Below are 19,476 nucleotides of genomic sequence, written 5' to 3'. Positions count from 1 at the left end.
AATGCTTGCGGCGCAAAGCATCCGAGAAGTAGCTTGATGCCATGTCGACGAGATGCGTGGGAGTCGCCTGGTCGCTGATGTTCGCCACCTTGACCGCGGGCTGCACGGGAGAGTCGGGGTCGGCGGCGAGCGGCGGGACCGGAGCGTCGAGCGCGAGCGGCGGTGGGGCCGGAGCGTCGAGCGCGAGCGGCGGTGGAGCGTCGAGCGCGAGCGGCGGCGGGGCCGGAGCGTCGAGCGCGAGCGGCGGCGGGGCCGGAGCGTCGAGCGCGAGCGGCGGCGGCGGTGGAGCGTCGAGCGCGAGCGGCGGCGGCGGTGGAGCGTCGAGCGCGAGCGGCGGTGAGGCCGGCGCGTCGAGCGCGAGCGGCGGCGGCGCGGGCGGCGGTCCGGGGCCCGGCGCGTGCGGCGCCACCCTGGACCGAATGCGCCTCATCGAGTTCGAGGTCGGGATCCCCGTGATCAACAACGAGGACGAGGCCGCGCTGAAGCCGCTCGTCATCTCGCCGAAACGGTCCGGCGGGTCGCGTCTCGCATGGATGAGCGACGACGATCAGGTCCACGTCGTGGAGCTCGATGACGCCGATCGGCCGGTGGGGCCCTCGTTCGGCCTGCCGGCGAACGATTTCTCCGACCTGTACGCCGATGACGCCGGCGGCGTGCTGCTGCTCACCCGCGATGCCGAGGGCGGCGGGACATTGAACTGCGGCGCGCCGGAGAACCTGTGCGGCACGCCGCCCTCCCCGCCGATCCCCTGTCACGACATGTACATGGTCCGCTTCGACGGCGCGCGCGAGACCTGGGCGACCAAGCTCACCAGCTCGAGCGCCGCGCTGCCGCCGTACTCGACCGGCCCCACCGGCCCGAACGTGTACATGATCTGGTGGTATGCGCACCACGGCCGCATCGCCTTCGACGGCTCGCGCTACGCCGGCTACTTCGGCGCCGCGATCAGCGTCTCGCAAGGGGGGTGCATCAACATCCATCAGGGCGATCGCATGAAGGTGGTCGACGCGCGCGGGGCGCTCCTGAGCGGCGGCTTCGACTGGGGCTGCAGCCACAGCGGCTACGAGCGCATCCTCTGGGACGAGAGCGCCCGGAAGTTCGTGACGGTGTGCAAGACCGACAACGGCAACCGCATCGCGTTCGCGCCCGATTATAAGACCATCTATCCGGTCGATCTCGCCTACTCGAACCTGGGGAACCTCGTCGCGGCGTCCGGCGGCGGCTACTGGCTCACGGCGAGCAACATCCGCCCGGGCCAGCCGGCGGGCTCGAACGGGCTCGCGGACGTGCGGCTGCTCCACTTCACGGGCGGCGCCGCGGACAAGGACCTCGTCATCGCCAGCGAGCCGGGCCTGAACCACCGGGCGCCGCACCTGGCCGCCTACGGCGCCTCCCGCATGCTCGCGGCCTGGGAGACCACCTCGCGCGCCGGCGACATCGCGCGCAACGACCCGGAGCGCACGCTGTACGTGCAGACGCGCGATCGCGCCACCGGCGAGGCCGAGGGCGAGCCGATCGAGGTCGACCTGCTCGGCAATCGATACCAGGATTTCGTCGCCTTCCCCGACGGGAGCGTGGCTGTCGCGGCGCCCGGCAGCGCGAGCACCAGGATCCGGGTGCTGCGCATCTTGCCCTGCGAGTAGCGCGCCCGCGCGACGCGCGCCCTTGTCGGACGTCGCCGCGCGGGCGTCGGACGTCGCCGCGCGGGCCTGCGGCTCAGGCGGCGCTCTCGACGGGCCGGAGCTTGCCGCGCTCGACGCCGGCGCTCGCCGGGGCGCCGGCGTCGACGCGCGCGGCGAGCATCGGGCGGAACGCCGCGCGGTACGCGAAGGCGAGGTAGACCTCGAGGGCGAGGACGAGCCAGGCGACGGGGTTCGGCGGCGTCAGGAAGGTGTGGAAGGCGACGATGTTCACCACGATGGGCGCGAGCAGCGCCAGCGCCAGCGGGACGTAACGGTTCGAGAGCAAGAGGGCGCCCGCGACGACCTCGGTCCCCTTGATCAACGGGAACATGTAGCCGGTCGCGGCCAGCGCGGCCGCGAAGCGGCCGGCGGCCTCCGGCGCCGGGGGCTGCGGCAAGAACTGCAAGAAGCCGTTGAGCCCGAAGACGAAGAACACGAGCCCAAGGAGGATGCGGGCTGCGGAGGGGGCGAAACGCTTGACGGTGTTCATGACAAAGCCTCGCTGAGGTGAGGCGGGCCCTCCCGCTCGGAGCGCCCGCCCCCTTTCTATGAGCGCTCGCCGAGACCGGTGCTATCGTGCAACGGCTCAACGCAGCGTTGCGCCTGCGCAACCTGGCCCGAGCGAGCGACGACGCCGAAACCCCCGTGAGGTCCTTCGATGTCCAGCCCCCGCGCGGCCGCCCGCGCGCAATCGCACAGGGCGCCCCAGCTCGACGAGATCGCCGCGTTCGCCAAGGTGGCGGAGCTCGGCTCGTTCACGGCCGCCGCCGCGCAGCTCGGGGTCCCGAAGTCGACGGTGAGCCGCGCGGTGACGCGGCTGGAGGAGGGCCTCAAGGTGCGGCTCCTCCACAGGTCGCCGCGCGCGGTCGCGCTGACCGACGCGGGCCGCCGCTTCTTCGGCGACGTGGCGCCGCACATCGCCGGCCTCCGCGACGCGGCGCTGGCGCTCGACGCCTACCAGGGCCAGCCGCAGGGGCTGATCCGGCTCAGCGCGCCTCCCGACGGCGGCGAGTCCTTCGTGGGCGACCTGCTCGTCGATTTCTGCGCGCGCTATCCGCTGCTCTCCGTGGAGGTCGACCTCTCCTCTCGCCAGGTCGACCTGCTCCGCGAGGGCTTCGATCTCGCGATCCGCGCGACGCGCGAGCTCCCGGACTCCTCGCTGGTCGCGCGCAAGCTGTTCGACTCCGACGTGCAGCTCTTCGCGGCGCCCTCGTACCTCGCGCGCCGCGGCCTGCCGCGCGCGATCGACGACCTGGTGGACCACGAGCGGGTGGTGTTCCTCCCGAGCTCCCGGCGCGGCCAGTGGCCGGTCGGCGACGCGCGCTCGGTGCGCGACGCGCTGTCGACCGGGCGCATCGCCACCGACAACTTCCAGCTCATCCGCTCGGTGCTCCGCGCGGGCGGCGGCATCGGGCCGCTCCCGCGCGTCCTCGCCGCGCCCGACCTGGCGAGCGGGCGCCTCGTCCACGTGCTGCCCGAGTGGTCGCAGCGCGCGGGGACCGCGTACCTCGTCTATCCGAGCGCGCGGCACGTGGCGCGGAACGTGGCCGTGTTCCGCGACTTCGCCCTCGCCTGGGTGAAGCGGCTCGCGTGAGCGGGGCGGCCGCGCGGCCGCTCGCGGCCGACGTGTCTTATCCCTCTTCCGGAGGCGGCCCACGGAAGGCGTCGAGCCCGGCGACCGGCTCGAGCTTCACCGGGCGCCCCTCGCGCGCCGAGGCGTAGATGGCCTCGATGAGGCGCATGTCCTGGAGCCCCTCCTCGCCCGGCGTGTGCGGCTGCCTGTCGTCGAGCACGCACCGGGAGAAGTGGTCCATCTCCAGGGCGAAATGGTTCTTCTCGGGGAGCTTCCACTCGCTCGCGTCCTCGATCGGGCTGTCGGGCATCTTGCGCGACACGCTCGGATTCGCGCTCGGTGGGCGCCATGAGGCGAGGCAGCTTGACGGCCGCGGGCCGGTCCGGAGACGCGCCCACGCCGCTCTCGGCCCTGGCGCACGCGGCGCCCAGCTTGGCCACGACGCCCGCGACCGCGACGCCGCCGGCGGTGCGCAGGAGGCCGCGGCGGGAAACCCTGTCTCGAGAACCACCCATCGAATCGCTCCTTGCCGAAGTGCCACGGGCATTCCGCCCCATGGCGTGACACGCTGACCACACGCCGCGCGGCGGCCGTCCTGGTCGCCTCACCCGCGGCGGGGCCGCCCTGGCCGCCTCACCCGCGGCGCGTGACCTCGTAGACGCCCGCGCACGCCGTGCCGAGGGCGACGCCGGCGAGGTACCCGCCGAGCGAGTCGGTCGACCAGTGCCGGTCGAGCACCAGCCGGCCGAGGCCCGACGCCGCCGAGGCGAGCGCGAGCGGCGCCGCGATCCACGGGCCGGCGACGTCCTCGCGCACGAGCACGTAGCCGCCCGCGATCGCCACGGCGGTCGTCTCGAGCGCATGGCCGCTCGGGAAGCTCTGCTCCCAGGGCTCCTGTCGCCCCGGGGGAGGGGCGCGGTGCTTCACCGCGCGGTCGAGGAGGCGGCTCAGCGCCGCGGCCCCGAGCGAGGCGCCCGCGATCGTCAGGGCGCCGCCCGTCTTGCCCTGCCGCTGCAGCGCGCCGGCGGCGAACAGCGAGAGCGGGACGTGGACGTACCACTTGCCGAGCGGGCCCGAGAGCTCCGCCGCCCTCTTGCGCGCGCGCTTGGCGCGCTTCTTCGCCTTCTTGCGCGCGCGCTCGTCGAGATCCCACGTCTTGCGATCGGCCACGCGGTCGGCGAGCACGCCGAAGCCCAGGGCGGCGGCGGCGGCCGTACCGAGCAGGGTCGCCGCGGCGACGTCTTTCTTCCGCATCTTTGCCCTCACGCGAGCCGCTCGCCCGCCGGGGCGGCGGGCCGGCTCGATGTCCGTGCCGGGCCGCGATGCAGCGGCGATGCCACGCGGCGGCCGGGCACGCCGGAGATGGATAATGACGATACCTCTGGCGGAGCGCGCGCCGATCGGCCGCGCCGGCGCACGGCCGTGTTTCGCGGACGTCCCGGCTTGGATACGCTGTCTCGCGCGCTCGCCCGTCTCGCGCGTGGATCCGGTGCCGAGCACGCCGCTCTTCGAGGCCCCGCACCCGCCATGTACCGAACCGCTGCCACCCTGCCGCCCGAGCCGCCTCGCGAGTGGCAGCTCATCGTCGAGGCTCACCTGTACGAGCACCTCTCGGTGCCGGAGGCCTGGCTCGCCCGCGCGGGGGGCACGGTCGCGCTGCTCGTGGGCGCGCGGATGCTCGCGCCCGAGCACCACGGCGAGAACCGCGCCTGGCTGTTCGGCGATCTGCGCCGGGTGGAGGGCCAGCGGCCGCCGCTCGTCGCGCCCACCTCGTTCGGCCTGGAGCGCGTGTGCGCGCCGGGCGAGGCGGAGGCCGCGCCGCGGCACGTCGCGGTCTGCCCCTGGCCCGACGCGGCGGGCATGACGCTGGCGGGCATCGCGCGCTACCTCCCGGGGGCGCGCTTCGAGATCGGCGCGGCGGCCGAGGTCGCCGCGCAGCTCGCGCGCGTGCGGCTCGCGGTGCCGCACGCCGGCTTCACGTACGCGCGCGTCGTCGTGTTCGAGAGCGGCGAGGTGCGCGTCGCGCCGCCCCTGCCGGACACGGAGCGCTCGGCGATGCCGAGCTACACGGGGCTCGAGTACCTCGACGACCTGGGGATCGGGGGCTTCCTGCTCCAGGGCCGCGAGGGCCTCGAGCCCGGCTTCGGCGTCGCGTCGGCGCTCTTCGAGCTCGCCGTGGGCTTCGGCGAGGCGGGCGCCGTGGCGAAGCGCCAGTTCCTCGCCGCCGCGCTCACGGCGCACCCCGCGCACCCGCTGCCGTCGGACTTCGGGGTGCGGAGCCGCGAGCTCGACGCGCTCGTCGCGCGGGGCACGTCGGGCGAGGCGTCGCTCCCCGAGCTCGCGCAGGCGCTGGCCGCGCTCAGCCAGGCGCTCGACGGCGCGGCCGCGCTCGGGCGCGCCGTGCGCGCGAGCGCCACCGCGGCCGCGCCGTCGCCGCCGCACGGGCAGACGAGGGACGGGAAGCGCGTGTACATGCTGTTCCCCGACGTGCAGGCGCTGCCCGTCGGCGCCGGCTGGCCGGCGGTGGCGCCATGAAGCGGCCGCGCCGGCGCGGGGAGGGGCGCAGTCCCGCCCCGCGCACGCGGCGTGAGGGCCCCTATCGGCGAGCAGCCCACGGAAGAAGCCCACCCGAGAGGATCCCTCCCTCGACGAGCGGCGATTGCGCATGAGGGCCCATTGCCGCGGGATGCAGAGAGGACCCTTCACGATGGATCTCGGGTGGTGGCCGGATTTGAACATGAAGGCGGGAAGGCGGGAAGAAAAGATCAATGATCTTCCTGCCTTCCCCCCTTCATGTGAATCACTCCGGGGCAAATTGGGCCACCACCGGATCTCGGACCTGCCCGCCCCCCTGGTCCAACCCGAGGGGCGACGCTTGACCGCTCCTGTCCCAGCGTGCTGCGATAGCGGTCGACGGGCATGAGCGCAGAAGCCGATTTCCTCAAGACCTACGTGGAAGCGCTGGAGCAGGGGACGGCTGCGGCCTTCATCGGCGCGGGCCTGTCCATTGCCGCCGATCTTCCCGACTGGCGGAAGCTCCTCCGCGGGCTCGCCGGCGAGCTCGGCCTCGATGTCGACCGGGAGCACGATTTGCCAGCGGTCGCGCAGTTCTACTTGAATCGCTTTGCCAACAACCGGGGCCGGCTGGCGCAGCTCGTGCGCAGCACGTTCCGGCGGCCCGCGACGCCCACCGAGAACCACCGGCTGCTGGCGCGCCTCCCCCTCGAGCACGTCTGGACCACGAACTACGATGATCTGATCGAGCGCGCATGGGAGCTCCAGGGCAGGCGCCTCGACGTGAAGTCGCGCAACGCCGACCTCACGACGAGCGACCCGGAGGCCCACGCGGTCCTCTACAAGATGCACGGGACGGCGTCGCAGCCGGACGAGATCGTCTTGACCACGGACGACTACGAGCATTACCGCATGAATCGTCCCGGGTTCCTGCAGGTCCTGGGGAGCGACCTGATCACCCGCACGTTCCTCTTCCTCGGATTGAGCTTCACGGATCCCAACCTCGCGTACCTCATGGGCACCTTGCGAGCCTCGTTCGAGAGCGTACAGCGACAGCATTTCACCATCCTGAAGCGCCCGGTCGACGACTACGACGCCAGGCGCTTCGACCATTTCACCACCGATCTCGAGCGGTATGGCGTCCGCACCGTGGTTGTGCAGGACTACGCCGACATCACCAGGCTGCTCGAGAGGATCGGCCGCGCGTCCGCGCAGCGCAACGTGCTCGTGTCCGGCACCTATCCGGACGACGGCGACGCGGCGGAGCGTGCCTTCATCGAGGCCGTGGCCCGCGGCGTCGGGAGGGTGATCGCCCGCCGCGGCATGAACCTCGTCTCGGGCTTCGGCAGGAGCGTCGGGAGCGGTGCGATCGTGGGTATGCTGGACGAGATCAAGGGCCGGAGCGATGTCCCCATGTCCACGCTGGGCCGTCGTCTGCTCCTGCGGCCGGTGCCGAAGGCGGCCCCGGACGGCGTCGAGCTCCGGGAGTTCAGACGACGTTACCGGGAGGAGCTGATCGCGCAGTCGGGCGCGGTCATCGTGATTGGCGGCCTGAAGGATGGCGCCATGTCATCGGGGGTGCTCCAGGAGTTCGAGATGGCGGTAGCCCAGCGGAAGCTCGTGCTCCCGATCGCGGCCACGGGCCACGCCGCGCGGCAGATCTACGAACGAATCCTCGCGCGGCCCGAGGACTATCTCGCGGCGGAGATGGATCTGGGGCTGTTCCGGCGCCTCGGACCAGAGACGGATACGCTGGACGGGATCGTCGCCGCGGTCGACGCTTGCCTGGCCCCGATCGTCAACGCCGCCCCCGTGTGGTAACTGCCAGGGCGACGAGGTCTGATGCTTCGGGCATCGCCTGGGCGCAGGGCGAGGACACGCTCTACGACAGGCAGCTCATGCTCGACCAGATTTCTGGCGGCCGGAGCTAGCCGCAGCTCGGCACCTCGTCGAGGCTGAAGAAGACCTGCTTGCCCATGGATCGGGACAGCTCCACCATCTCGTCGGCGCCCTTCGAGGGGCCGCCGATCCGCAGGCAAGCGTCGCAGCGGGCGACGAGCCGGCGGGCGACGGGGTGGAAGATCTCGTTGAAGATCTCGTCGCCGATCTGGCGCGAGCCGGCGTGCTCGATGAGCGGCAGCGCGAACCACTCGCCCAGGACGGGGAGGTGGCCGGCGCGGAACAGGCGCACGGCCATGTCGTTCATCGCGCGGACGTTGGCGGCGATCAGGGCGGGGTCGTCGTTGGTGCCGGAGCGATAGGGCCCGGCGACGAGGATCATGAGCGGCTGCCCGGTCGTCATCTTCTTGAGTCCTCCAGGGGGTTTTGGCCGACAGAAATGCAGGGAGTGAGGAGCGGTGTCGGGTGGCGGGCCGTCGGCCCGTGAGATCGCGTGAGGCCGCGCCATCGCGGCCGTCGCGGCGGTTCACGCCCGTCCGGGCGCGCCGGTCACGGCGCCTGGAGGTCCTGGTCGGCGCTCTTGAACCAGCGCGTCGCGATGCGGACCGCGTTCGTGGCCGCGCCGAGCCGGAGGTTGTCGCCGACCACCGTGAGGCACACGGTCTTCCGGTCGCGGTCCCGGGCGTCCGGGCGGATCCGCCCGACCAGGGCGCGATCGCGGTCCTGCACGCAGTGGAGCGCGCTCAGGCCCTCGCCCGCGGCGCCGGGGAGGTACTTCACATAGGGCGACTGCGCCGGATCGCTCAGGATGCTCGCCGCGCGCTCGAGGTCCACCGGGCGCTCGAACGTCACCCACGCGTTCTCGTAATGGCCCACGGCGACCGCGACCCGGCAGCACTGCGCGGACACGCCGAGCTCCGGCATCGCCAGGATCTTGCGGCTCTCGAAGATGAGCTTCCGCTCCTCCGAGGAGAAGCCGCTCTCGTCGGTGCCGCCGTTGTGCGGGACGACGTTGCCGGCGTACCCCGACTGCTTGAACGGGAGGCCCAGCCGGTCGGCGGCCTGGTAGCCGTCGCGCGCGTCCGCGAGGAACGTGTCGAGGGCGGCGATCCCGGCGCCGCTGACCGCCTGGTAGGTGCTCACCGTGACCGCGCTGAGCCCGAACTCCCGGCGCAGGGGCGAGAGCGCGAGCGTCAGCGGGATGGTCGTGCAGTTCGGATTGGCCACGAGCCGGACCGAGTCGTCGATGATGCTCGAGTTCACCCCGGCGGCGACGAGCGGCACCTTCGGGTCGGTGCGGTACGTGTTGCTCTTGTCGATGACGCGGTAGCCGAGCTCCAGGAGCCGCGGGACGTACCGCTTGCTGTGCTCGTCATCCAGGGCGACGAACGCGAGGTCCCCGCGGGGGGCGTCCTGCGCCTCGAGCCGCGACGCGCCGAGCACCTCGTACGACTTGCCGTCGAGGGTGAGCTCCTGGTCCCGGCTCGCGAACAGGGCGAGCGTTGCGCCGGGCCAGGCCCGCGCGATGAGGGTGATGGTTTCGCGACCGACGAGGCCCGTAGCGCCGAGGATGCAGATTCGCATAGGGGCGTTCTTTACCAGACCGGGGCCCGTCCGACGAGGGGCCAGTGGTCGGGCGCGGCGACCGCGGCCCCGATGGCGCAGGGCGCCATGCCCGGCGGCCTCGGGTCGGCCTATCCGGGGCGCCCGGGCGCCGCGGCGCCGACCTGCGCGGGCGAGCTCGCCGCCGGCCTCGCGCGGCGCGCGGGCGGCCTGCTCAGATGACCGTGCCCGGGGGGACGACGGCGTTCTTCGGGACGACGACGACGCCCTCGCGGGCCGCGTAGTACTCGGCGTCGGCGTCCTCGCGATCGGGGATGTTGCGGATCACCACGCCCTCGCCGATGCGCGCGTTCTTGTCGATGATCGCGCCGTCGATCCTGCACCCCCGGCCGATGCCGATGGGCGGGAGGCCTCTCGTGCTGTCGGCGGCGTGGCCCTGGAACAGGACCTCGTAGTCCGCGCCCATCATGACCGTGTTCGACATCGTGACGTGGGGCCCGATCGACGAGAGCTGCCCCACGACGGACCGGGAGATCTTCGACTCGATGATCCGGCTCCCCTCGGCGAGGAGCACCTGGTCGAGGACCGACCCGGCGCTGACGTGGGCCGGGGGGAAGAACTGCGGGCGGGTGTAAATCGGCCGCTGAGGATCGTAGAACGAGAACGGAGGATTGGAGTCGGTGAGCGCGAGGCTGGCCTCGTAATAGCTCCGGATCGTGCCGATGTCCTCCCAGTACCCGTCGAACGTGTAGGTCACCATCCGGTGGGTGTCGAGCGCGCGCGGCAGGATGTGGTGGCCGAAGTCGGAGGCGTTGTCGCGCTCGAGCATCTCGTAGAGCGCCTTCGCGCTGAAGATGTAGACGCCCATCGAGGCGAGCCACGGGTTCTTCGGATCGGGGAGCCGCCGCACGCCGTCGAGCAGCTTCATGTCCTTCGGCTTCTCGACGAACTTGACCACCCGCCCGTCGTCGTCGGTGTCCACGATGCCGAGGCGCGACACCTCGGCGGTCGGGACGGGCCGCACCGCGAGCGTGACATCGGCCCGGGTCTCGCGGTGGCGCGCGAGGAAAGGCTCGTAGTCCATGCGGTAGAGGTGGTCGCCCGAGAGGATCATGACGTCGCGCGGGTTCGGCGACTTGACCTCGACCAGCTGCTTGCGGACCGCGTCGGCGGTGCCCTGGTACCAGTCGCTGTGCGTCGGCGTCTGCTCGGCGGCGAGGATCTGCACCGCGCCCGCGGAGAAGACGTCGAATCGATACGTCTGCGTGATGTGGTTGTGGAGAGAGACCGAGTTGTACTGCGTGAGGATGTGGATCCGGTTGAAGCCCGAGTTGAGGCAGTTGCTGATCGGGATGTCGACCAGGCGGTACTTGCCGCCGGTCGGGACCGCTGGCTTCGAGCGCAGCTTGGTGAGTGGGTAGAGGCGGCTTCCGACGCCTCCGCCGAGGATCAAAACCACCACGTCGTTGTGCTTCAAGCGGACCTCCGCAGGTGAGGGGGACGGTTCGACGCCCGGAGCGATGGGCGCGACTAGACTAGCCGATCCTCGGGACCGGTCGAGCCGAATACCATGTTGCGCGAGGTGGTTGCAACCGCCGCGATCACCGGGTGAATCCGGCCAGCCCGGCGCGGGAGGCGCGCCGGCCCCGGGGCGCCGCCGCCGCGCCGGGGCGGTGAGGCGCCGCCGCGCCGGGGCGGTGATCGGACGAAAGGGAGAGACAGACAAACCGCCAAGGCGCCAAGGACGCCGAGAGAGCGAATTCTCCGCGTCTCGTGGCGCCTTGGCGGTTCCTTCGTTCAGCGCCTGTCTCGCCCGGCGCGCCGACGTCGCGGGCGACCGCGGCGCCGGGTCGCTCGTGGGCGGGCCCGGGCCGCCGGGCGAGGACGGCGGCCGCCGCGCCGGATCAGCGCATGCCGCCGGAGCCCGGCGTGGTGCCCGTGGCGCCGGGGCTCGTGCCCGGGCTCTGCGTGCCCGTGCCGGTGCCGGTCCCGGTCGTTCCACCCTTCTTGTTCTGCTGATTCCCCTGCTGCGGGCTCGTGGTGGGCGACTGCGTGCCGCTGCTCGTGTCGCCGCGGAAGCCGCCGGGGACCCCCGCGCCCGTGCCCGCGCCCGGCGTCCCGGTGCCCGTCGCGCTGCTGCCCGTGGTGCCGGTGGTGCCGGTGGTGCCCGTGGTGCCGGTCGTTCCGGTGGCGCCCGTGGTGCCGGTGCCCGTCATCCCGCTGGTCCCGGTGCCGGTGGCGCCGGTGCCCATGCCCGTTCCGGAAGCCCCCTGTCCAGCGCCCATGTCGCTCGTGCCGGAGCCCATGCCGCCCGTCGAGGGCTGGCCCGTGCTGCTGCCGGTCCCCGGAGCGCCCATGGCGCCGCTCGTCCCCATGTTCGTCCCGGCGCCGCTCGCGTCAGAGCCCCACGGCGCTTGCGTTCCTTCCGTGGTGCCCGGGGAGCTGGAGCCAGCAGGGCTCTGCGGAGGCTGCGAGTTGCTGGAACAGCCGAATCCGGCGAGAGCGAGCACGGTCGAGAGCGCAAGAGAGTGAACGAGAGTTCGCATGTGATCAGTCTCCTCGCTGCCGCCCGAGACGGGCGTGGCAGCGCTGAAGCGAGCTCCGGTGTCCCGGAGTCTCGGAACAACGGCAAATCCGTTGGTGTGAGCGGTGGCGGCCCAATGCACGGCGCGAGCCAGCCGCACGGCAGCCCCGGAAAACAGGTCACTTCCGGACGTCGCCGTCACGCCGTCATCGCGAGCTCAGCCGCGCGTTCGTGTGGGGGCGCTCTGCCACAGGTGTGGCGCGATGGCCGGCCGCCGGCGGGCTCAGCGGCAGCGCGCCGGGCGGGCGCGCGCGCGGAGGCCCTCCCACGCGATCGCCCCCGTCTGCTCCTCGACGCTGAGCGAGGTGATCAGCGGGTCCGGCGAGGTGTCCACGCGCACGGCCACCGAGAGCGCCCCGCGCTCGCAGCGCAGGCCGAAGCGCGCCGACGTGGCGCTCTCGACCATCGCGGAGCCGTCGAGCGCGCACGCGCCCACCCTCGCGCCGACGTCCCGCAGCTCCTGCCGCAGCGACGCGAGGTGATCCTCGGGGAACCAGCCGGGCCGGAGCCTGCGATCGAGCGGTTCCATCCGCGCGCGGCCGATGACCGAGGCGACCGCCTGCGCCGCGCGGCGCACCGGCGGGGAGGGCGGGACGACGCGCGCGACCATCGCGCCGGTCGCCTCGAGCTTGCCGAGCACCTTCGCGCTCAGCGGCTCGAGCGCGGCGCCGGCCACGTTGGCGAGCGCGACGACGCCGACGCCGCGCTGCGGGAGGATCATCACCGAGGCGGAGAAGCCGTCGATGAGGCCGTTGTGGAAGACCACGTGGCCGAGGTCGCAGTCCTCGCGCACGTGCCAGCCGAGCCCGGGGCCGTCGGCGCCGCCGGCCGCCGGGAACGCCGAGCCGTTGCGCGCCATCATGTGCGACTCGCGCAGCGTGCTCCGCCGCAGGGGGCCGGTCTCGGGCGCGTCGCGGGCGGGCCAGGCCGCGAGCTGGAGCCCGATGAACCGGCCCATGTCGGACAGGCTCGCGTAGAGCCCCGCGGTCGACTCGGAGGCCCCGAGCCGCCACGGCTGGATGGGCGTCACCTCGTCGCCCGCGCGCACGTGCGGCGACGCGAGCGCGTCGGGCGGCACCGCTGCGGCGTCCCACGCGGCGTCGCGCATGCCGAGCGGCGCGAGCAGCGCGTCGTTCATGTAACGCCGGTACGGGACGCCGGCGGCGCGCCCGACGAGCAGCCCGAGGAGCGAGTAGCCGAGGTTCGAGTAGGACGTCTCGGTGCCCGGCGCGCTCTCGAGCCCGAAGCCGTCGAGGGTGGCGAGGATCTCGCGCTCGGTGACGTCGCGCGCCGTCGACGCGGGGGAGAACACGCCGAGCCGGGGCAGGCCGGAGCTGTGCGTGAGCAGGTCGCGCACCGTCATCGGCCGCGAGTCGCGCGTCGGGTAGACGACGCCGGCGAGCGCGGGCAGGTAGCGGGCCGCCGGGGCGTCGATCGACAGCCGCCCCTCGTCGCGGAGCCGCAGGACCGCAGCGGCGGTCAGCGCCTTCGTGATCGAGCCGATGCGAAAGCGCGTGTGCTCGTCGACCGCACCGCCCCGCGCGACGTCGCGCACGCCGATCACCTTCTGGATCGCGAGCTCGCCGTCGATGACGACGCCGAGCGCCAGGGCGGGCAGGCGCTCCCGCTCCGCGGTGCGCTGCGCCAGCGCCTGCACCTCGGGCGCGGCCGCGCGGAGCTTCCGCCCGCGCTCCGGATCGAGGAAGCGCGGCGCCGGCGCGGGCTCGCTGGCGAAGCGCTGGAGGAGCGGCGCCGGGGCCGCTGGCCGGGCGGCCCGCGGCGCGGGCGCGGTCTTCGCGCACCCGCCGAGGAGCGGGAGCGACAGGGAGAAGACGGCCGTCGCGAGGCGTACGGCGAAGATGCTGCCAATCGTCTTCAAGGCGGAACCGTGATTTTCGCTCCTCCATCACGGTCCGACAATCGAAAGCAGCAATCGCGCGAGCTCGGTCCTCGATGGCTCTCGACGTTTCCATTGAAGCTAGACGGAAAAGCGACCTCGGCGCAGCCCGGGCGTATGTCTCCCACGATGTGGCCCGCGTGCGGGCTCGCGGGCGCGGTCGTGCCCGCGACGGCGCGCGCCTACGCCCCCGCGAACCGATCCCGGAAGGCCCGGTAGTTCGGCTGGTCGGCGCCCCGGTCGTACACGGCGAACACCACGCGCGAGAACGCGCCGCGGAAGCGCGGGTGCTCGAGGCACCGGGCGAAGACGTCGGCGACCTCGCCCGGATCGTTGCGGAAGACGCCGCACCCCCAGGCGCCGAGGACCAGGCACCGGTGCTCGTGCGCGCCCGCCGCCGCGAGCACCATGGCCGCGCGGCGCTCCAGGGCCGCGCGGATGTCCGGCTCCACCCCCTCGTCGCGCTCGAGCGCCTCGCCGGCGTTGGGCGCCGGCGCGGTGATGATCGACAGCGCGAAGGGCCGCTCCAGCAGGTTGTGCTGCTCGTCGCGGAAGAACGGCACGTCCGGCGAGTAGATGAGGTGATCGGTGTACAGGAAGCTCCCCGAGGCGCGGTTCTGGTCGTAGTACTCGCGCTGCTCGACCAGGCACGCGTACAGCGCGGAGCACCTGGCGAGGTCCTCTTCCTGGGCCTTGGCCCCGCGCAGGAACCCGCCCCCGGGGTTCTTGGCGGAGGCGAAGTTGAGGGCCGCGACGCGGGCCTCGCCCTCCTGCTCGACGAGCCGGCGGCCCGCCGCCCCCGTGGTCTCGCCCGTCACCTCGATGCTCGCCGGCCGCTCGAGGCGCTCCTTCGGCTCCCAGGTGTCGAGGGATCCGGGCCGGTGAAGCGCGGTGCCCTTCACCGCGGCGAGCACGCGGTCGCGGATGCGGACCGTCGCGCCCGAAGGCGCGGTGTACTCGCCCCGGCTCGCGATCTGCACGGTTTCTGCGGCGATGCCCGTGAGCTTCATGCGTCCAAAGATTGGCGAACCGCGGCCGAGCGTCCAGCGAAACGCGCTCCGCCGCGGGCGCGCGGGGCCCTGCTCCTCCGGGGCTCCGGCGGGCCGGCGGCGTCGTCTGCCTGCGATCTCCGGCGATCTCCCGCGGGTCGGCGCCGCGCATGGCGCGCGGGCGGCGCGCGTGAGATCATGGCGCGCGATGGGCGAGGTCGAGCTCAGCGTCCAGCGTTACTCGGCCGAGGTGGTCGCGCACCGGCACGCGCACCACCAGCTGGTCTTGCCGGTCGAGGGCGCGCTCTCGATCGCGATGGCCGGGCGCGAGCTCCGGGCGGCGGGGCGCTCGGGGGTGCTCGTCCCGTGCGACGCGCGCCACGCCTTCGCGGCGTCGGACCGGAACCGCTTCCTCGTCATCGACGTGCCGCCCGCCTCCGCGGAGGCGCTCGGCGCGGCGCCGTGGTTCGAGCGGAGCGCCGGCGGGCCGGTCGCCCTCGACCCCGCCGCCGCGCTCCTGGTCCACGCCGCGGCGGCCGAGCTCGACGGGGCGGGCTCGGTCGCGCTGCGCCGGCAGTGGGCGGGGCTGCTCGTGCTCACGCTGGCCGAGCGCGGCGATCGCGGCGCCGCGCGCGCTCCGGAGAAGCTGCGCCGCGCGCTCCGCTTCATCGAGGAGCACGCGCACGAGCCGCTCACCGTCGCCGACATCGCTGCCCGCGCGGAGCTCAGCCCCGGGCACCTCCACCACCTGTTCCGCGCCGTCCTCGGGACGACGGTGCAGGCGCGCATCGCGGACGTGCGCCTCGCGCGCGCGACCGAGCTCTTGTCGCGCACCGATCTCGGGATCGCCGAGATCGCCCTCCGCTGCGGCTACGCCGATCAGAGCTGCCTGACGCGCAGCCTGCGGCGCCGCCGCGGCGTGACCCCGGCCGCCCTGCGCCGCGGGGCCCGGTCCGGGCGGCCGGCCGAGCCGCGGCGTGGGGGCGCGTAGCCGGGCGGCGCGCGTGCGGGCGCGAGCGCGCGCCGCAGCCCCGGCACAGGACCGCGGAGCCTGGGCCAAGACGGCGGCCGGCCCGCGCGGCATTCTCCGCGCCATGTCGGATCCGATCTCTCCCGCGCTGCCGGAGGCGGCCCCCCGCGCGCTGCCGGAGGCGACATCGGCGGCGCGCCCCTCGCCGCGCGCCGCCACCCTCGCGGGCGTCGCGGCCATCTGCCTCTGGGGCAGCTTCACGCTGCTCTCGACCTCGGTGCGCGGCCTGCCGTCGCTCCAGGTGCTCGCGTCGACCTTCGCGATCGCGGCGCTCCTCGGCGCGGCGCGGCTCGCCCGGCGCGGCCGCGCCGGCCTCGGCGCGCTCCGCCAGCCGCTCGGGTGGTGGCTCGTCGGCGTGGGCGGCCTGTTCGGCTATCACGCCCTCTATTTCTACGCGCTCACCGTCGCGCCGCCCGTGCAGGTCAGCGTGATCTCGTACCTGTGGCCGCTGCTCATCGTCCTGTTCTCGGCGGCGCTCCCCGGCGGCCGCCTGCGCCTCCGGCACGTGGCCGGGGCGCTGCTCGGGCTCGCGGGCGTCTGGACGGTCCTCGCCGCCGGGGGCGCCGTCATCCCGAGCGCCGCGCACCTGCCCGGCTACGCGGCCGCGCTCGGATGCGCGCTCCTCTGGTCGACGTACTCCGTGCTCCAGCGCCGCTTCGCCGACGTCCCCGTCGACGCCCTCGTCGGCCCCTGCGCCGCGACGGCGGCCCTCGGCCTCGCCGGGCACCTCGCGTTCGAGCGCACGGTCGCGCCCACGGCCGGCCAGGCGCTCGGCCTGCTCGCGCTCGGGCTCGGCCCCGTGGGCGTCGCCTTCTTCGCCTGGGATCACGCGACGAAGCACGGCGACGTCTCTCAGCTCGGCGTGCTGGCCTACGGCGCGCCCGTCCTCTCGACGCTGCTCCTCTGCCTCGCCGGCCACGCCGAGGCGAGCCTCGCGCTGCTCGCCGCCTGCGCCCTCGTCGCGGCCGGCGGCCTCGTGGCGACCGCGCGCGCCGCCTGAGAGGCGCGGCCGCGTCCCTCGTCTCGGGCGCTATCGGATACGCCCTATTCCAGCCTGTCGCCTGACGATGCGGCGTCGAATCGGCTCAGGTAAGGCGCGCCTCGCGCGTCGAGTCGGCATACCCATGGGTGGTCGGGATCATACGCGGTAGCGCCTCCAATGGATACAGGCGGGGCCGCTTGTAGGCTCGGCAGCGCCTCGAGGATCGCCTCGCCCCCCGCACGCCATCGAAAGCACCATCTCGTCATCTCCGAAGGTCTCGGATGATGCGCGTCTCGACGTTCGATGATACGGCCTCGCGTATGGCGATACCAATCATTGAGCCGTTCGGCGACGTACAGATCCCCCGTGTGTGAAAACCATGCATCGAGCTCGGATTTTGCGTTGATCGCGTTGGCAAAGACTTTGACCGGCGAGAGCCACTCTTGCGATAGCTGTCGCAGGAGGAGCTCGTCGAAGCGCGACAGGTAGAGCCCATCGCCTGCCCGTCGGGGAAAGAGTCCGGCATGATAGCGCCCAAGGTTGGCCAGCTGCGGGTGGAACGTGCTCCCAGATGCACAGAACCTGGAAAAGGCGACGGGCGAGCGGCGGCACCACAGTTTCCAGAGCGTCGCGGCGAGGGCTGTCTCGAGCTTCGACCATTGGACCACGGGCGGCTTGCGTAGCAGAGCATCCGCGACATTGAGGTATATGGCCCTGCCCGGGCCGGGCCCTTGCGGAGATGCTCCGGCGGCGCCCGGGCTGAGATCGACGATGAACAGCGCGCGCCCGCGCTCGACGACGGCAGCGCAGATCCGACAGAGGCTCATCAGGCCGCCTGGTGTCGGCGGAAGCGCCACGCAGATCGGCGGCCCATCAGGACGCGCGAGCTCTTCATTGAGATCGGTGGACGGCTCTCCACCCAAGTATCTGACGCGCGCAGCGCGATGACGTTCAGGATCGAGCCTCGATGGCCCCAGCAGGAGCTCGTCATCGTCGACCACGACGGGGGATGCAACCTTGGCCAGAGCCGCTCCGGCAACCCTGCCCATGGCGACGTAGACTGCGCCCTGTATCGGCTCATTCATCATCTGAATCCACACGATCTGCATTTGCACGCTGGCGGGTATGGTGTGCCCGATTTGCAGGCTTCAAAGCAGCTCCTGCACGATGTGTGGCGCCATTTGTCGCAGCCTGGATATCCCGTGATGCACTTGCCGCCGATCTCTTGGCAATCGACGAACATGTCTGTGCATGTCTTGTCGGGCGTGCACCCTGCCATCTGCTCATCGGCTCCGCTCCCCACGTCGTCACCGTTTCCGAACCGGTCCCCCGTAGCTGCTGACCCCGGTGGGTATGGTTCTCCGGCCCCTGTGCCTTCCGTCCCCCTAAGATAGCACTCGCCCACGTCGTAGTTGCACGCCCACACCGTGAGACCGAGAGGAATAAGCAGAGGGATCGCCTTCATTTTCAGCCTGTGGCGCATGCCCATCCTCCAGGTCGTTCCAGATGCGCGTGCGGAGGGGTGGTGTCAACTCTGATTCAGAGCACAGATTGCGTCCCTGCGCTACGGCTCGTCAACCTCGTCCCGGTCCGAAGCCGAGCTCGAGGTGGACGCAGCGGGTTGCACATCGTCGCGGCCGAGATGGGCGCGGACCATTGGAGATCGAGGCGCACGTCGGCGCGGCCGCCGCTCCGAGGCGAGCGTTGCCGGCTCCGCCTCCCCGGGTCGAGGCGTCCGGTGCGGCGCCGTGGTTTCAGCCCTGAGCCTGCTCGGCGCGTTGTGACGCCCGGGACGGGAGTTTTCGAGCACGAGCTCGGCGCAGCCCCCACGGCGGGGCGCGGAGGTCGAGGCGGACGGACGTGGGCGAGCGAGCTGGAAGGGCACGGCATGCAGCAAGCATGCAGTAAGAAGAGGGACCGCAAGGGCGCAAGGGGCGCAAGGGGAAGAGAGATGATATTCTTCTCTTCCCCTTGCGTCCCCTGCGCCCTTTTTCGAGGGACGGCGGGGGCTTGGCCCCACCCAGCGCTCTGACTGGATCGTCGCGTCACGCTCCTCACGACGCCCCCGTCGCGACGGTGGCCGGCGACCTATCCGCCGTGCAAGCTACCGAGGCGGGGCCTTCCAGGCGCCGGTCGTCGAGGTTCTTCCGGCCGGTTCATCGCCGCCTCGAGGTCAGCGCTTGATCTGGGCATCGGGCCAGAGCCCGAGGATCTCTTGCAGCTGGTGCTCGGGACCGAACTCTTCCCAGAGAATGCCATTGCAATCCCGAGCCTCGGAGAAGGCGCTGGCGTCATCGTCCTCCCACCCCAGATGGCGCAACCCCGGAGCCCCGCCATCGGGGAGCTGGCGAATCGAGAAGTTCACCGCGTCGGTGCGCCAGAGCGCGTACTGGCCCGGCACGATCACCTGCGGCTGGGCCGCCAGGCGCTGCGTGTATTCCGCGATGGAGTCCGCCAGTGAGCTCACACCCAAAGCAATATGAATCTTTCGCATCCAGGACCCTCCGCGCAGCGCCGACGTCAGCGCCGCGAGACACGTCATGATCGAGCTCCGAACAGAGGCCGGTACCATGGGCGAGGCCACGGCACCAGCCTCGGCGTGCGAGCCCGGCGCGCGCGCCGGCTCGACCTCGGACACGCCGGCGCACATGGCGCCGCAGAACACGGCAAACGCGACCGCGATGAAATGAACGGCATGCATATGTCCTCCCGCGATGATCGGCCGACCATCAACGGCGTCTACAGGGAGCTATCGAGAGCTCA

The 19,476-nt window shown here is 72.5% G+C and carries 17 protein-coding genes; 6 read left to right on the top strand and 11 right to left on the bottom strand.

The features are described from left to right. The first annotated feature begins 41 nt into the window (after nucleotides 1-41). The gene (locus tag WME98_RS04485; protein ID WP_437950130.1) at nucleotides 42-1,643 is read left to right on the top strand and encodes a hypothetical protein; all 1,602 of its coding nucleotides are present in this window, start codon (nucleotides 42-44) and stop codon (nucleotides 1,641-1,643) included. 73 nt (nucleotides 1,644-1,716) lie between these two features. Here the strand turns inward: WME98_RS04485 and WME98_RS04480 are convergent, their stop codons facing one another. Further along, nucleotides 1,717-2,172 (bottom strand): DoxX family protein, encoded by a 456-nt coding sequence (locus WME98_RS04480; RefSeq protein ID WP_061624759.1) that lies wholly within the window; start codon nucleotides 2,170-2,172, stop codon nucleotides 1,717-1,719. 168 nt (nucleotides 2,173-2,340) lie between these two features. Between WME98_RS04480 and WME98_RS04475 the strand changes: the two genes are divergently transcribed. Further along, entirely contained in the window at nucleotides 2,341-3,276 is a 936-nt protein-coding gene (locus WME98_RS04475) for a LysR family transcriptional regulator (RefSeq protein WP_437332307.1), read from the top strand. Between the two features lie 37 nt (nucleotides 3,277-3,313). Here WME98_RS04475 and WME98_RS04470 read toward each other — a convergent pair whose 3' ends face one another. Both WME98_RS04470 and WME98_RS04465 read right to left on the bottom strand, forming a co-directional pair. Further along, entirely contained in the window at nucleotides 3,314-3,577 is a 264-nt protein-coding gene (locus WME98_RS04470; RefSeq protein WP_437950128.1) for a Gfo/Idh/MocA family oxidoreductase, read from the bottom strand. A 311-nt stretch (nucleotides 3,578-3,888) separates the two neighbouring features. Further along, nucleotides 3,889-4,509 (bottom strand): phosphatase PAP2 family protein, encoded by a 621-nt coding sequence (locus tag WME98_RS04465; RefSeq protein ID WP_437950127.1) that lies wholly within the window; start codon nucleotides 4,507-4,509, stop codon nucleotides 3,889-3,891. Nucleotides 4,510-4,782: 273 nt separating this feature from the next. On the opposite strand from WME98_RS04465, the gene WME98_RS04460 reads away from it, so the two are divergent. Together WME98_RS04460 and WME98_RS04455 are read left to right on the top strand one after the other, a co-directional pair. Beyond that, nucleotides 4,783-5,790, top strand: coding sequence for a hypothetical protein (locus tag WME98_RS04460; protein ID WP_437950126.1), 1,008 nt, complete (start codon nucleotides 4,783-4,785; stop codon nucleotides 5,788-5,790). A gap of 384 nt (nucleotides 5,791-6,174) precedes the next feature. After that, nucleotides 6,175-7,590, top strand: a complete 1,416-nt coding sequence (locus WME98_RS04455) for an SIR2 family protein (RefSeq protein WP_437950125.1) — start codon at nucleotides 6,175-6,177, stop codon at nucleotides 7,588-7,590. Nucleotides 7,591-7,696: 106 nt separating this feature from the next. On the opposite strand, the gene WME98_RS04450 is transcribed toward WME98_RS04455, so the two are convergent. The 6 genes from WME98_RS04450 to WME98_RS04425 form a co-directional block, all read right to left on the bottom strand. Continuing rightward, on the bottom strand, nucleotides 7,697-8,071 hold the full coding sequence (locus WME98_RS04450) for a hypothetical protein (RefSeq protein ID WP_061624440.1): 375 nt from the start codon (nucleotides 8,069-8,071) through the stop codon (nucleotides 7,697-7,699). A gap of 146 nt (nucleotides 8,072-8,217) precedes the next feature. After that, complete coding sequence (locus WME98_RS04445) at nucleotides 8,218-9,252, bottom strand: aspartate-semialdehyde dehydrogenase (protein WP_061624441.1); 1,035 nt, start codon at nucleotides 9,250-9,252, stop codon at nucleotides 8,218-8,220. A gap of 193 nt (nucleotides 9,253-9,445) precedes the next feature. Further along, a complete protein-coding gene (locus WME98_RS04440; protein ID WP_437950124.1) occupies nucleotides 9,446-10,708 on the bottom strand; it encodes a glucose-1-phosphate adenylyltransferase in 1,263 nt (420 codons plus the stop codon). 427 nt (nucleotides 10,709-11,135) lie between these two features. Continuing rightward, a complete protein-coding gene (locus WME98_RS04435) occupies nucleotides 11,136-11,777 on the bottom strand; it encodes a hypothetical protein (RefSeq protein WP_437950123.1) in 642 nt (213 codons plus the stop codon). A gap of 261 nt (nucleotides 11,778-12,038) precedes the next feature. After that, nucleotides 12,039-13,694, bottom strand: coding sequence for a serine hydrolase domain-containing protein (locus WME98_RS04430; protein ID WP_437950122.1), 1,656 nt, complete (start codon nucleotides 13,692-13,694; stop codon nucleotides 12,039-12,041). A 200-nt stretch (nucleotides 13,695-13,894) separates the two neighbouring features. Further along, the gene (locus WME98_RS04425) at nucleotides 13,895-14,722 is read right to left on the bottom strand and encodes a TIGR02452 family protein (protein ID WP_437950121.1); all 828 of its coding nucleotides are present in this window, start codon (nucleotides 14,720-14,722) and stop codon (nucleotides 13,895-13,897) included. Nucleotides 14,723-14,909: 187 nt separating this feature from the next. Between WME98_RS04425 and WME98_RS04420 the strand changes: the two genes are divergently transcribed. Both WME98_RS04420 and yddG read left to right on the top strand, forming a co-directional pair. Then, on the top strand, nucleotides 14,910-15,692 hold the full coding sequence (locus WME98_RS04420; RefSeq protein ID WP_437950120.1) for a helix-turn-helix domain-containing protein: 783 nt from the start codon (nucleotides 14,910-14,912) through the stop codon (nucleotides 15,690-15,692). Nucleotides 15,693-15,795: 103 nt separating this feature from the next. Further along, entirely contained in the window at nucleotides 15,796-16,731 is a 936-nt protein-coding gene (gene yddG, locus WME98_RS04415; RefSeq protein WP_437950119.1) for an aromatic amino acid exporter YddG, read from the top strand. A 44-nt stretch (nucleotides 16,732-16,775) separates the two neighbouring features. Here the strand turns inward: yddG and WME98_RS04410 are convergent, their stop codons facing one another. Both WME98_RS04410 and WME98_RS04405 read right to left on the bottom strand, forming a co-directional pair. Next, nucleotides 16,776-17,828: a hypothetical protein gene (locus WME98_RS04410; RefSeq protein ID WP_437950118.1), complete on the bottom strand. Its 1,053-nt coding sequence runs from the start codon at nucleotides 17,826-17,828 to the stop codon at nucleotides 16,776-16,778. Between the two features lie 1,058 nt (nucleotides 17,829-18,886). Further along, the gene (locus WME98_RS04405; protein WP_437950117.1) at nucleotides 18,887-19,414 is read right to left on the bottom strand and encodes a hypothetical protein; all 528 of its coding nucleotides are present in this window, start codon (nucleotides 19,412-19,414) and stop codon (nucleotides 18,887-18,889) included. Nucleotides 19,415-19,476 lie beyond the last annotated feature (62 nt).

This window comes from Sorangium sp. So ce296, from assembly GCF_051529605.1.
Classification (GTDB): Bacteria; Myxococcota_A; Polyangia; order Polyangiales; family Polyangiaceae; genus Sorangium; species Sorangium cellulosum_D.
The sequence above is the reverse complement of the archived record's forward strand: the minus strand, read 5'-3'. Positions and strand labels throughout refer to the sequence as shown.